This window comes from Photobacterium sp. GB-1 (assembly GCF_003026165.1).
Lineage (GTDB): Bacteria > Pseudomonadota > Gammaproteobacteria > Enterobacterales > Vibrionaceae > Photobacterium.
The window spans coordinates 153,799-167,252 of record NZ_PYOB01000002.1; the positions used below are offsets into that span (position 1 = coordinate 153,799).

General features: G+C 40.4%; 9 protein-coding genes. 4 read left to right on the top strand and 5 right to left on the bottom strand.

The features are described from left to right. Positions 1-98 precede the first annotated feature (98 nt). On the bottom strand, positions 99-1,277 hold the full coding sequence (gene torC, locus C9J45_RS03360; RefSeq protein ID WP_107206238.1) for a pentaheme c-type cytochrome TorC: 1,179 nt from the start codon (positions 1,275-1,277) through the stop codon (positions 99-101). 575 nt (positions 1,278-1,852) lie between these two features. Here torC and C9J45_RS03365 point away from each other — a divergent pair. Further along, positions 1,853-4,495, top strand: a complete 2,643-nt coding sequence (locus C9J45_RS03365) for a molybdopterin-dependent oxidoreductase (protein WP_107206237.1) — start codon at positions 1,853-1,855, stop codon at positions 4,493-4,495. Between the two features lie 110 nt (positions 4,496-4,605). Here the strand turns inward: C9J45_RS03365 and C9J45_RS03370 are convergent, their stop codons facing one another. Together C9J45_RS03370 and C9J45_RS03375 are read right to left on the bottom strand one after the other, a co-directional pair. Continuing rightward, entirely contained in the window at positions 4,606-7,683 is a 3,078-nt protein-coding gene (locus C9J45_RS03370) for an efflux RND transporter permease subunit (RefSeq protein ID WP_107206236.1), read from the bottom strand. After that, the gene (locus tag C9J45_RS03375; RefSeq protein ID WP_107245952.1) at positions 7,680-8,774 is read right to left on the bottom strand and encodes an efflux RND transporter periplasmic adaptor subunit; all 1,095 of its coding nucleotides are present in this window, start codon (positions 8,772-8,774) and stop codon (positions 7,680-7,682) included. The genes C9J45_RS03370 and C9J45_RS03375 overlap by 4 nt, the downstream gene beginning before the upstream one ends. Before the next feature lie 332 nt (positions 8,775-9,106). Between C9J45_RS03375 and C9J45_RS03380 the strand changes: the two genes are divergently transcribed. Then, complete coding sequence (locus C9J45_RS03380; protein WP_107206234.1) at positions 9,107-9,403, top strand: hypothetical protein; 297 nt, start codon at positions 9,107-9,109, stop codon at positions 9,401-9,403. Positions 9,404-9,414: 11 nt separating this feature from the next. Then, on the top strand, positions 9,415-10,185 hold the full coding sequence (locus C9J45_RS03385) for a hypothetical protein (protein WP_107206233.1): 771 nt from the start codon (positions 9,415-9,417) through the stop codon (positions 10,183-10,185). Between the two features lie 70 nt (positions 10,186-10,255). Here the strand turns inward: C9J45_RS03385 and C9J45_RS03390 are convergent, their stop codons facing one another. Together C9J45_RS03390 and C9J45_RS03395 are read right to left on the bottom strand one after the other, a co-directional pair. After that, entirely contained in the window at positions 10,256-10,684 is a 429-nt protein-coding gene (locus C9J45_RS03390; RefSeq protein ID WP_107206232.1) for a GNAT family N-acetyltransferase, read from the bottom strand. Between the two features lie 21 nt (positions 10,685-10,705). Continuing rightward, the gene (locus C9J45_RS03395) at positions 10,706-12,979 is read right to left on the bottom strand and encodes a peptidase U32 family protein (protein WP_107245947.1); all 2,274 of its coding nucleotides are present in this window, start codon (positions 12,977-12,979) and stop codon (positions 10,706-10,708) included. A gap of 260 nt (positions 12,980-13,239) precedes the next feature. Here C9J45_RS03395 and C9J45_RS03400 point away from each other — a divergent pair, with 260 nt between their 5' ends. Continuing rightward, a complete protein-coding gene (locus C9J45_RS03400) occupies positions 13,240-13,434 on the top strand; it encodes a hypothetical protein (protein ID WP_107206230.1) in 195 nt (64 codons plus the stop codon). Positions 13,435-13,454 lie beyond the last annotated feature (20 nt).

The window sequence follows — 13,454 nt, forward strand, 5'->3', positions numbered from 1 at the left end:
AGAGAAAATAATCAATATATTAAAAAAGGGAACCTGATTTCTCAGATTCCCTTTCGGTGTTGCGTTACCGCAAGCTATCTATTTTTTAGCAAGTGATCTTACTCAGTTGCTTGCTCTGCCGCTGATTCTGCTGGTGCATCTTTAGCGTGAGCTTGTAGATATTTAAGTAATACACGCTCTTCGTTCTTATCAAGTGTGTAGTACTGTTGCATTGCTTTTAGGCCATCAACCCATGCGTTTGCAGTTAGGTGTTTTGGTTCTGGCGTTGCGTGACACTGGTTACAGCTTGCATCTAGGATTTCTTTACCGTAACCCCAAATAGGCTTGATGCTTGCAAGCATATCACGTTGTGTCATCCACGCTTCAACTTGAACTTGCTGCCATACTTGACCATCAGTCGCTGTTTGTGTGTTCAACACTTTCTGTGTTTTTTGTAGTTCAGGATCAATAGACGCGGTTTGGATTTGTTTCGCCATATCTTGAACTAACATACCAGTTGTTGAACCTTTGATTTCCCAACCGGTTAGTTCAACTTTTAGCATGTCACCGCTTTGGCCAACAACTTTCACTTCTGATGCTGGGTACAATTGACCTTGTGCATCATCAGAAGCTGCATCTTTCACAAACAACTGCTTAGATGTTAGAGAGTAAAGTGTTGTCGCTTCAGGCGCTTTCGCTGCATTAATGCTTAATTGCTTAAACGTTGCTTGGAAATCGTTGTTGATATGTGGCAACTGGTGAGCAATACCTTTGTGACACTCGATACAGTTCATATCTTTCGCTGCAGCGCCTGTCATTGCAGCCGCTGCTGCTGGTGATTGCTTAGCATGATCCATCGCAGAGTAAGAGTGACAGCTCTTACACGTCGCTGAATTGGTCTCTTTCATCATCTTCCAAACATTCTGTGCCATGCGTAGACGATTTTCTTCGAATTTCTTCGGTGTATCGATATCTTTACTAATGAACTCACTATAGATATCACCAATACCGCCCAATTTCGCCTTCATGAAAGCAATTGGGTTATTTTCAGGAATATGACAATCACGACACTGTGCACGAACACCATAAGCGTTCTTAAAGTGAATGCTTGTTTTATATTCGTTGTAGTTTTCCTTCATCGAGTGACAAGCAGTACAAAACTCGTTAGTAGAAGTGAATTCAATCGATTTGTGGAAAGTAAATACGCCTGCAAGTGTAATTAATACACAAACAACAGCAATTGCTAAAACGGAATAGCGACTGCTTGGCTTTATAAGAAAGTGCCAGAGCTTCTTCATTGATGTTCCAAAATGAATTAAACGTCAAAATGACGTTAAAAGAAAATGTTACGTACAAAAATAGCAGTCGAATATGAATACGGCAATGCGAGTTATTAATAAAAAATAAATTTTTATTAATATAATTCATTACGTTGATTTTGTGATTGATTATTAACTTGAATTATTTAGAGCTCTAAATGTTTTTTATCTGTCAATAGTCTTTTACTATTTGTAACACAATCAAGAATTATTGAAACAAAATCACATTTATCTATTAATAATCAACTAATTGTCAGGTTAATGCTTGTCACAATTATTATTATACCATCTTAACAAGGTCGCTATTGATAATGATTTTCAATTAACCTTTGCTTAATGCGCTAAATATTCTAGGATTTATATCGACCATTAAACATATTAAACTTAGGTGATCTTTTTTGAAAACTTACTTTCCATTTGGCCCTATAATATATTTCTCATTTCCGTGTAGCCTATCAAGAATTATTAAAAAAATAGGCATCAATACCGAATAAATATTGGGCGCATATTTTGCCTTAATTTTTTATAACTCGGACTGTCTTCGGAATATAATCATGACCCTATCACGTCGAAACTTTTTAAAAGGTTCGGTAGCAACCGCGATTGCTGCCAACGGACTCACACTTTTTCCTGCAGGCAAGGTATTTGCGGCTGACACGCAAGTTATTCCATCTGCATCTCACTATGGTCCTTTTAAAGCGGTTGTTAAAGAAGGTAAGTTAATTGGCGTTCAACCACTGAACGACGTTGACCCATTCCCAACAGAAATGTTGACTAAAGGTGTGTTAAGCCGTACTTATTCTGACACACGTATTAAATACCCTATGGTGCGTAAGTCTCTGCTTGAAGATCCATTAGGCAATCACAATCCGCATTTACGTGGTAAAGAACCGTTTGTTCGTGTTGATTGGGACACGGCAATTGCCCTAGCGGCTTTCTGTATTGCGCGTACAATCGAAAATCACGGTAATGAAGCGGTATTCAGTTCTTCTTACGGTGGTTGGTCTCACAGTGGCCTTAACCGTCCACAAACCCTACAAGGTCGTTTCTTTAACCTTATTGGCGGTCAAAGTATCTGTGCGGGTGATTACTCCGCTGGTGCATCTGAAGTTATTCTTCCTCACGTTATTGGTGATATGGAAGTGTACTCACCACAAACCGCGTGGAAAATCATAGAAGATAATACAGAAGCTGTTCTATTCATTGGTTGTGATCCTTGGAAAACAAACCGTGTTGAATTCCGTGTTGCAGACCACTCAATGCAAAAGCACTGGGAAGCGTTTAAAGAGAAAGGCATTAAGTTTATCTCTATTAACCCTCAGAAAACCCAAACGGACAAAGCTCTTGACAGTGAAATGATCAATATCCGTCCTAACACGGATACTGCGCTATTTACTGCGATGTCTTACCACCTATGTAAAACAGGTAAGAACGATCAAGCTTATTTAGATAAGTACACTGTAGGTTTTGATAAGTACCTTGATTACCTAATGGGTAAAGAAGACGGTATTGAGAAAACACCAGAGTGGGCAGAAAAGATCACTGGTCTTCCTGCCGCTAAAATCGTTGAAATTGCAGAGCTTTGTGTAACTAAACGTACTCAAATCGCAGCGGGTTGGGCACTACAACGTGCTGATCACGGTGAAATGATCCACTGGTCTATCATCAACTTTGCTGCGATTGCAGGTAAGATTGGTAAGCCGGGTGAAGGGACAGGCTTTAGCTGGCACTATGGTAACGGTGGTATGCCAACGTCTGGTAAGCGTATGCCTATCGGTCTATCTCAAGGTCGTAACCCAATCACTAAAACATGTCCGGTTGTTATGATTTCAGATATGTTGAAAAACCCAGGTAAAGCCTACACCCGTGATGGCGCGAACCTAACGTTACCAAAAGCGAAATTGATCTATAACGCAGGTAACAACCTTCTTTCGCACCAGCAAGATACTAATGAGTTAATCCAAGCGCTTAACGAGAATATTGACACCATTATCTGTCAAGACCCTTGGTGGTGTGCAACGGCGAAATACTCAGATATCGTGCTCCCAACAACAACAACACTAGAGCGTGACGACATCACTTCTGGTGGTACTTACAGCAACAACAAAATTTATGCGATGCGTAAAGTGGTTGAGCCTGTAGGTGAAAGCCTAGACGATTACGAAATCTTCTCTCGTCTTGCCTTCATGTTTAACGTACATAAAGAGTTTACTGACGGTAAAACCATGTACCAACACATTAGAGCCTCTTACGAAGCTTCTGATGCGACAGATGACTTCAAAACATTCTGGCAAAACGGCATTACTCACCTATCAACACCTGCTGATGCTAACAGCTTTGTTCGTCATGGTGATTTCTACGCCGATCCTGAGAAAAACCCACTTCATACGCCAAGTGGTAAGATCGAACTTTACAGTGAAACACTTGCGAAGTTTAAAGCCTTTGAGTGTCCACCCATGCCACAATGGATGCCCCCATTTGAATGGTTAGGTAATGCGAAGAAAGATCAGGTTCACGTACTAAGCCCACACCCATGGATGCGTCTACACTCACAAATGGCTAACGCTGATGTGAATAGCTACGAGTCTGTTGATGGTCGTCAGATTGTGCTTATCAACAAAGATGATGCGGCAGCACGTGGCGTGAAAGATGGCGATGTGATTGAAGTGTACAACGACCGTGGTGCGCTACTTGCGGGTGCACGCATTACTGATGAAGCAATGCCAGGTGTTATTTACATTCACGAAGGTGCATGGCTACAGCTTGATGAGAAAGGCCGTTGTAACTCCGGCTCTATCAACATGCTAACCAGCAGTAAAACAAGTAGTGGTTTAGCACAGGCAACCAGTGCTAATACCTGTTTGGCTTACTTCAAGAAATGTACTGATGTACTAACACCAAACAAAGCGTATGAGCCACCGCAAATTGTTAAGTCTAAATTCCAAGTGGATATTTGGTCACTACAATTAGGTAAGCGCTTAAAAGCGGTTGCAGCAGAGCAAGGTCCACAGCAATCACCGGGTGAGAAACTGTTCTACGGTAGCTGTACTCTATGTCACGCAGCACCACACCCAAGTGACTTCACTTACAAGCAGTGGAAAGGTATTACAACAAGTATGTTCCCACGCGCAGGTCTAAACGATAAAGACCGTAAGCTTGTACTTGATTTCTTAAAAGAGAATGCAAAAAAAGAGTGATTGAACCCATTCACTTTAAACGCTGAAATATTTTCGGTGACAAGATAATAAAAACAAAACGCAGCCAACTTGGCTGCGTTTTTCTTTATCTCTAACGCACCACTGATGCGTTAAGATTCGTGAGCGTTAATGTTCTTTTTGCGCTTTAATTTTTGCACCATCAAATACACACTTGGCACGACAAATAATGGATCAACAATACCTAGTGCCATACCAGCGATAATAATGATCCCCAGTGAGCCCATCGCATTAGCTCCCGGCCCTGATTCCCACAATAATGGTAACGAGCCTAATATCATTGTCAGTGAAGTCATTAATATTGGACGCAAACGGGTTTTGGTCGCTTTGAGGATCGCTTCTCGCGGTGCTAACCCTTCGGCTTGTAATTCATTAGCAAACTCAGTGATTAATATACCGTGCTTACAAATCAAACCTATCAGTGTCACTAAGCCTATTTGTGAATACACATTTAAGGTGAAATCACTAAAATACAACGCCCATAGCGCCACTGATAATGTAATGGGGAGTGATAGCATGACCACTAACGCATCGACGACACTCTCAAATTGCGCACTCAATACCATATAGATGAAGATTAATGCAGCGATAAATACAAACAGCATTTGTTGGTTTGCATCAAGGTACTGTTTGGCTTCGTCCACATAGGTGTAATTAGCATTCGTGGGTAAAATATCTGGCAGCATACGGTTTAAGGCAGCAATGCCCTCGCCCATGCTGACACCATCAGCCAATCGAATAGCCAGTGAGGCAGAGGTCGCCCTGTCATATTGCTCAAGTGAGCGTGGCCCTACTTCATTCTCTATACTAATCAACGCAGACATCGGCACTAATTGCCCTTTCTTATTAGCAATCATCAGCTGTTTTAATGAATCAGGCGTCAGAGTAAACAAGGATTCCAACTGTACATGCAGCGGATAATTGGTTCCTTGATAGCTCATATCATTACTGAAACTCTTACCACTCATTGCCAACTTGAGGATTTGCTGAATATTGCGGAGCGGCACATCATATTGTGAAGCTAATACGCGATTAATATTAATCTTAAATTGGTTCTGATCGAATTTAAGATTACTACGCGCATTAGAAAATAACGGTGACTGTTGGATTTTATAAGTCACTTCGGTCAGCTCTTTTGCCAGCACTTGCTCATCAACACTACTACTGACATTGATATCGATACCGCCACTGTTACCACGACGGCCACCACCTGTTTCAATTGCAGGAATAACGCCGGTATAAACACGGTTGCCACCTGCTTTTAATCGCGCATTGATCATTTCACTGATTTTCTGTGCTGATAAATCACGTTCTTGCCACGGTTTTAAGGTCACAAAACCACGAATAAAATCAGTACTAGCAAGAATCGCAACATGCGCAATATCAGGAATATGCTTAAGCTGCGTATTCATGTTATCGATCATTTTTTGCTGACTGGTGTCGTCGCTACTTCCCACCAAGGGCTGAAATAAAAATATTTGCCCTGAATCCTCATCTGGTAGCATTTCTGATGGCGTTTGGGTAAATGGCCAATAGCTACTAGCCAAAACAACGACCATCACTAATAAGGTCGTTTTTCGCCAATCAATGGTGACTGATAACATTCGATGATAAGCATTAGATAAGCGATCTAATTGTTTATTCACTCCATTTTCAAAACGCCCTGCAGGTTTATGATTCATCATTTTGCTGCACATCATGGGTGATAATGTCAGCGCTACAATACCAGAAATAATCACCGTTCCCGCTAAAGTAAAAGCGAACTGCTGGAACAATTGTCCAGTAATCCCATCGACTAAACCTACCGGTATATAAACCGCAGCTAGGGTTAAGGTTGTTGCAATAATAGCGAAACCGATTTGGCGACAAGCAATGGCTGTTGCCTTAAATACGGAATCATGGAAACGTAATTGACGGTGGACATTTTCGACCACTACGATAGCGTCGTCCACCACCAGCCCTACCGCCAATAGCATCGCAAGGAGTGTCAAAGAGTTAATGCTAAAACCTGCCAATTTAAGAATGATGAACGAACAGGATAAACAGACAGGAATAGTCACAATTGGAATCAAGGCAATACGCAAATTACCAAGGAATAACCAGATAACACCCGCAACCAGTATTACCGCTAGACCGATCGCAATATACACATCTTCTAGTGCGGTAATAATAAAGGTCGATTTATCCAGCAAGACTTTCGCTTGCATGCCGCTTGGTAAGGTCATTGAATCTAACAAGCCGTGAACTTGTTCAGAGAGTACCAGTGGGTTTGCCGTTGCGGTGTACTGAGGATTTAACACAAACAGCATGGCATTTTTCTTCGAGAAATCCACCAGCGGTTTCACTTCACGTTGGCTGCTTGGTGTACCAATCGTGATATCTGCCACTTGATCTAATCGAATAGGTTGCTGCTGATAAGTCGCAATAATGGTCTTTTTAATATCATCAAGACTTGAAATCGCCCCAGTTGAGACCAACTGATACTGGCTTTCTGTACCGGATGTTTTTCCGCTGATCGCTGTAATGCTGTTTACGTCAGTGATTTTGTTAATCACATTATTCAGCGTCAAACCATAGTAATACACTTTATCGGGATTTAGGGTGATCAACACTGATTGACTAGAGCTTGGCGCTACACTTACCGCGCCTGCGGCAGGTAATTGTTCTAACTGTGGTAATAGCGTATCAATACCATACTGGTGAAATTCATATTCCGCTTGATGGGGGCCAGGTGTTAAACCAATCAACATCGCAGGCATTCCCTGATCGTCTGATTTGGTCACTTTCGGCGAAATATCATCAGGTAACTTGTTTTCAATATTACCAATATCATTATGAATTTCACTGACTAAGGTATCGATTTCACTGTCATCAACACTCGATGCGACATCGATAATGATATTGCCTCGCCCTTGACGTGCAGTCGCTGATAAATGGCTGATTCCCTCTGTACCAGCAATAGCATTTTGAATCGGGATCAACACTTCAGTCATCATATTTTGTGCCGCTAACGCACTATCATGGACGGTCACTTGAATTTTGGATTGGCTAATTTGTGGGGTATAGCGCCAAGGCAACTTTTGACAAAAAATCAGACCAATGAATACAGGGATCAACCACAATACAGTACATAACACCGGACGGCGTAAACACAGCTCCGTTAATTTCATTTTTTACCTGCCGTTACTGACTGTAATGATGATTGTGTCGTTGGCTGTTGCGCGGACGTGACTTCCACTTTTTGGTCAGTTCGTAGGTAGTTTTGTCCATTAATCACTAATTGATCTCCTACCGCTAACCCAGACAGAATCTGTACATAACCGTCGTAGTACTGACCGACTTTAACATCGCGTAATCTGGCTTTATTGTTCACAACAATAAATACCTGTGCGCCTTGAATATTGGTGATAAGTGATGAGGTGGGAATCGTAACTTGCTGAAGTAATTGTCGTGTTTGCTGAACAACTTTCACGTTTTGCCCTGGTGAAAACTGTTTCGCGTCAGGTAACTGCGCTTTTAAAGTCACAAGGCCCATTGCAATATTTGGAGACACGTAACTTACCGTGCCGTGAGCATATTTAGAAGGTGTAAGCTCTGAATAAACCGTCACTGTTTGATCAAGACGGTAATCTTGTTTTTGTGCTGCTGGCAGTTGATATTCAATCGACAATTGATCTGGGGTGTATAAGGTTGCAAGGGTATTACCCACAGTTACCACGTCGCCAACATGAAAATCAGTTTGACTGATCACACCATCAAATGGCGCTTTGATTGCCAACTCTGTAAGTTGAGATTCATCTTGCTCTAGTTGCGCTAAGGCCTGTTTATAATCACTTTCGCTGTCATCATAAGTACTTCGCGCAACGACACCTTTGTTCACTAACTCTTTTTGTCGTAGCCATGTTTGTTTAGTGGCGTTAAGTTGTGCCTGATCTCGTGCAACTTTTGCTTTAGCCGACGAAGGATCAAACTGCACTAATAGCTGGCCTTTCTTAACTGCTTCCCCAGCCTTGAAGTAGATAGCGGTTATTTGACTCGTCTCTAAACTTTTTAGCGCAACCGAATTATGGCTTTTCACTACCCCATAGCCCATGACCTGCTCCGTCAACGTGCGAGCTGTTACGGGCTGGGTCTCTACTTGAACGACCTTCGATGAATGCTGTTTATGAGGAGAAGAGTCGGACAGGATCTCTTGGTTACAACCAATAAGCATAATACTTACAGCAGCGAAGACTATGACTGGAATGTATTTATGTTTCATTATCATCTACTTATCTGGAAATTAAACAATATAAGCAAGGCGCTTATCTTAATTGCCAGCACCTCTAAACATACCTATAAAGAATTATATATTAACAAGGATATTTGTGAGGGTAAGTCAGAGCTATGTTGCTTTACAGTTATTTACATTCAGCACTCCATCAATAAATGAAAAATAACAATTATTTACAGTATGTTTTTTTGTACGTGTCGAATTTATAAATAATGAAAATTAAAAGTTATGACATAGTTAACAATGTGTAAATAGCGCATATTTACTTGTACTCTTTAACATTTATCTTATCAAGACCATTAAGTTAATAAGGGTACGCCATGTTCAGTAAGCGTGATAAATACGCTCTCATCTTATCAACTTTGTTGCTCGTAGGTTGTAACGGTTCAAGTTCTGAATCCACAACCACTATACCAACCGAGACACCAACCGAGACACCAGTTGAAGTCCCAGTTGAAAAAGATAAGACATTCTCTTCAGTTGAAGGCTTTGACAAATACATAGCTGAAAATGGAGAGATAAAAGAAGATCAAACCATAACACTAGATCTTGCCGATGGTGAGACATACGTTTTAAACAAGGATTTAACGATTAAAGGCAATTTAATCATCAAATAAGGACATTGATAATGACTAAACTTTTTCCTCTTTCTGCAATTGCTCTGCTGACAGGATTATCAACTGCCGCTTCTGCTGCTTCACTCGATGTTCATGGCGAGATTAAAATTAACGGTAAAACGGTTATTGATGATAAAGGTAACCTAATCCAAGATCAGAGCGATCTTATTAACATTGATGATTATGCTAATGCAGTACCTAATCGTGTTGTAACTTTAGCCGCTCCTGTGGATGAAAATGGCATTGCCAGCACGTATAAAATATCTTATGACGAAACTGGAAGAGAATATAAGGAAGAAGAGTTCTCGAATGAAAAACTTGTTTGGTCAACAACATGGGAAGATCGCACAACCTCACCATTAGCACATAAACGTACTGTTTTAAGTGACTGGGGTGAAGCGCCGATTATTACCACTTACAAAAATGAATTTACTACATCGTCTTCATACCCATTAGCACAAATTGGCGTAAGTATGTCTCGTGCTGATATCTACACAAGTACAGTTCTTAGCACTAACGATCCAAAAATCGAAGTTGGCAAAATTACAAATAAGTCAGATTATCAAAAGCTAACGGTTATTGATAAAACATCATTTAAAATGGGCGATACTACCGTTGAAGACTGTATTATCGTTACTTATAACGCTTCATGGCGAAACCACGCAATTCAGCTAGAATGGGGAGCAATAAAAACACTACAACTAGTGGATGAGTTTCGTACTTTCTGTAAAGGCTACGGCTTAGTACAATTTGGAAACTTTACAGCGCAATCTGCTGAATAATACTTTTAATGCAAAAAAAACGACCTTAATTTAAGGTCGTTTTTATTTTCTTAAACAAAACATTATAACGTTAGTTATTGTTTAACCTCTGCTCCATTGCCTGATGAGGAATATTGGCTTCCATAAATTCATCACCGTATGGAGTGAAACCCAGTTTACGGTAAAAATCGACAGCATGGGTTTGCGCGCCTAGGTCCACTCGGGGATAACCTTGCTGTTTAGCATAGTTCACTAAAGCTTGGACGACTTTGACACCCAAGCCTTGCCCACGTGCAGCCTTCATGATAGCAATACGACCGATATGACCATCAGCAAGAATGCGCCCCGTGCCTAATGGCTGTTCACCATCGACCACAAGTACATGCACCGCTTGTGTATCTAAGCCATCAAACTCAATTTCAGGATCAATTTGTTGCTCTTTAATAAACACCTGCTCACGTACTAAGCGAATACTCTCTTTATTCGCATCATCAAAAGCAACAATTTTTACATCTACCATGAAATATCCTATTTATCTGAATCACAGACCTTTTTTATATTGCTGAGAAATAGTGCCAATAATGGTTTGCTCTAATGTTGCTCTCGCATTGATATCACCATGAATATACGCATTAAACAAAGAGACTAACATTGCTTTATCAGCATTTACTTCCGTTTCCGTTTTAATATCACGGAGATCGATCATAAAGCGAGTAAACTTATCAGGAAAATCTGTAACCGCCTGTAAATTCATATAGTTTTGCTGGCTATATAGCGCATTATGCGCGCCTCTTTGTTTATCCAATACAAACGAGGCGTCTTTTAAACTCAAGATAGACGCTGACTTATCACACTTACGTAGACACTTATTATCAAAATGCTTTTTCTTACAACCTACGGTTTGATGGAATAAACACTGGCGGCTCATTAACATCATTAATGGATGATAAATACTGTAATGTAATTCAAAGTTTTCAGGGCATACCATTGGGTTAATTTGCTTACGATTGATCTCGTTAGAAACGAATGCCCCCTTCGCATTAAATTCATCAGCAATGCACTGTAGGCTAAATGAGTTAGTTAAGTTCAAGTAAGGCCCTGCAATCCAATCAATACCCTGCTGATAAGCCACATGCGCAATACCACTGTTATTCGTCACAATACAATTAGGTTTCACACGCTCAATAAACGCCACTGCCGCTTGGTAATTTTCACCAATTAAGATCGCAGGGAACCATGGCACAAGATGAGGATGTGCTTCAAATAATGCTACCGTTTTTTCCAATTCCATCGCTAAACCTTCAGGAATGGTATAATACAGCACGGCATTATTATCTTGATTTAATACCACATCACTTGGATCAGAAATCAATATCGCCAGCTCTGGCGTGATCCCTGTTGGTTTACGGTGATTGATACTATTACGTGGCTTTGGCGTATCAATCGGCGCTACTAACGCTTTTTCACCATTTAACTGATAACCAATTTGTTCTTTTAATTGTGCTAATTCCGTAAAAGGAACTGACGTATTTTCGGCTAATCCTGAAATATCAACATGGGTGATCTGATACTCACCTTCATTAGCCAAACTTTGAAAACGTTTTTCTAATAACTCATGAGTTAATACGTGTTTTTGTGCACCAATAAGTGCTGACTCTGATTGTAACTCTATCGTTTGATCAGGCGTTGTCACTATTACCGTTAAACATTGACCCTCTTTACCGCTAAAAATCATGGTCATGGGTAGCGAGCTAACATCCATGGCTTTCGTGACATCTTCAACGGTATTAATAATCGCTGTTTTGTCATCGTACAATTTCTGTTTTACGCCATTTACTGCATCAATTGTGGTTGCTTGATAGACCTGAGTAAAATGACTCACAGAGTTATCACGAGGGTTATCAATAAACATGCTCTTATTGATATCACCTTGGAGATACGAGTTAGAAAAATCGCGGTTAAAGACCGTAAACAGTGACGTTGTATCAGTTAGTAACGGCTTTTGCTCACAGTAACGATCGATCTGCTGACGCCATTGATCGACCACGGTATACACGTAGTGTGATTTCTTAATTCGCCCTTCCACTTTCAGTGAATATACCCCAGCATCAGCCAGCTCAACCATATTCGAAAAAGCTGAGTTATCTTTCATATTCAATGGGAAATCTTTACCCGCGGCAGTGGTTTGGTATTGATCACGGCATGGTTGACTACAACGCCCACGGTTACCCGAGTTACCATTTTTCACTGAGCTGATGTAACACAAACCAGAGAAACCGATACAGTAAGAACCATGAACAAACACCTCCATAAGGACATCATGTTGATGTCCAAATTGAGCCAGATGCTTAATTTCACGAATGTTCAATTCACGAGATAAGTTAACACGGCTTGCTTGAAGCTGTTTTAAAAACAGAATTTGACCATCGTTATGGGTATTGATTTGAGTTGAAGCATGGACATCTAAAGTTGGAAAATATTCTTTAATGATGTGGAACAAGCCTAAATCTTGCAAAATCACACCATCAACTTTGGTGTTCACCAACTTATTCAATAAGCGAATAACCGCAGGAATTTCACTATCTAATACGACGATATTTAAGGTAAGAAAAATCTTACAATTGTTCTGATGTGCTAAACGAATAATGCCACTTAATACATCAAAGGTAAGGTTAGTGGCTCGATTTCGAGCGTTGAAGCTATCTAAACCACAGTAAATTGCATCAGCGCCAGCAGCAATGGCAGCTTTAATAGATTCGATATCGCCACCGGGTGCCAATAACTCAAAATTCTTAGTTTTCGCAACATTGCTCATCAACAATTGTACCTTGTATAACCGCATTAAATGTGAGGACGGCTATTTTACGCGCAAGCTTTCAATAAAGTCCAATAGTGAGAGTTAAATCACACAATGGATTGAGAGGATATTGAAATCACAACTAATCGAAATGTACAGATAAGCAATTTCTGATTACAGTTATTCCAACCCCAGACCAATATCGCTATTATGAATAAAATTTGGCAACTTAGCCCTTCTGCTATCGCTCTATCGAGCTATAACTAGGATAAAAAATAATGACAAATGCAAACCCAGTAGAACTAACAGATGCGCAAAAAGAAGCGATTGAAGCAATGGTAACTGATCGTATTAATGCCATGAATAACGATAAAGTATTGTGTGATGCGATTGATGCAAAAGTACATGAAATGGAAGAACACCTAAAAGAATATTTTCATAAGCGTTTTCATTTTCACAGCAATAAAGCATAAAACGTCTATTTGTTATTGAA

What these genes read in the sequence shown, in the direction of transcription:
- torC (WP_107206238.1), bottom strand. Translation starts at nt 1,277, where the DNA reads ATGAAGAAGCTCTGGCACTTTCTTATAAAGCCAAGCAGTCGCTATTCC.
- C9J45_RS03365 (WP_107206237.1), top strand. Translation starts at nt 1,853, where the DNA reads ATGACCCTATCACGTCGAAACTTTTTAAAAGGTTCGGTAGCAACCGCG.
- C9J45_RS03370 (WP_107206236.1), bottom strand. Translation starts at nt 7,683, where the DNA reads ATGAAATTAACGGAGCTGTGTTTACGCCGTCCGGTGTTATGTACTGTA.
- C9J45_RS03375 (WP_107245952.1), bottom strand. Translation starts at nt 8,774, where the DNA reads ATGAAACATAAATACATTCCAGTCATAGTCTTCGCTGCTGTAAGTATT.
- C9J45_RS03380 (WP_107206234.1), top strand. Translation starts at nt 9,107, where the DNA reads ATGTTCAGTAAGCGTGATAAATACGCTCTCATCTTATCAACTTTGTTG.
- C9J45_RS03385 (WP_107206233.1), top strand. Translation starts at nt 9,415, where the DNA reads ATGACTAAACTTTTTCCTCTTTCTGCAATTGCTCTGCTGACAGGATTA.
- C9J45_RS03390 (WP_107206232.1), bottom strand. Translation starts at nt 10,684, where the DNA reads ATGGTAGATGTAAAAATTGTTGCTTTTGATGATGCGAATAAAGAGAGT.
- C9J45_RS03395 (WP_107245947.1), bottom strand. Translation starts at nt 12,979, where the DNA reads ATGAGCAATGTTGCGAAAACTAAGAATTTTGAGTTATTGGCACCCGGT.
- C9J45_RS03400 (WP_107206230.1), top strand. Translation starts at nt 13,240, where the DNA reads ATGACAAATGCAAACCCAGTAGAACTAACAGATGCGCAAAAAGAAGCG.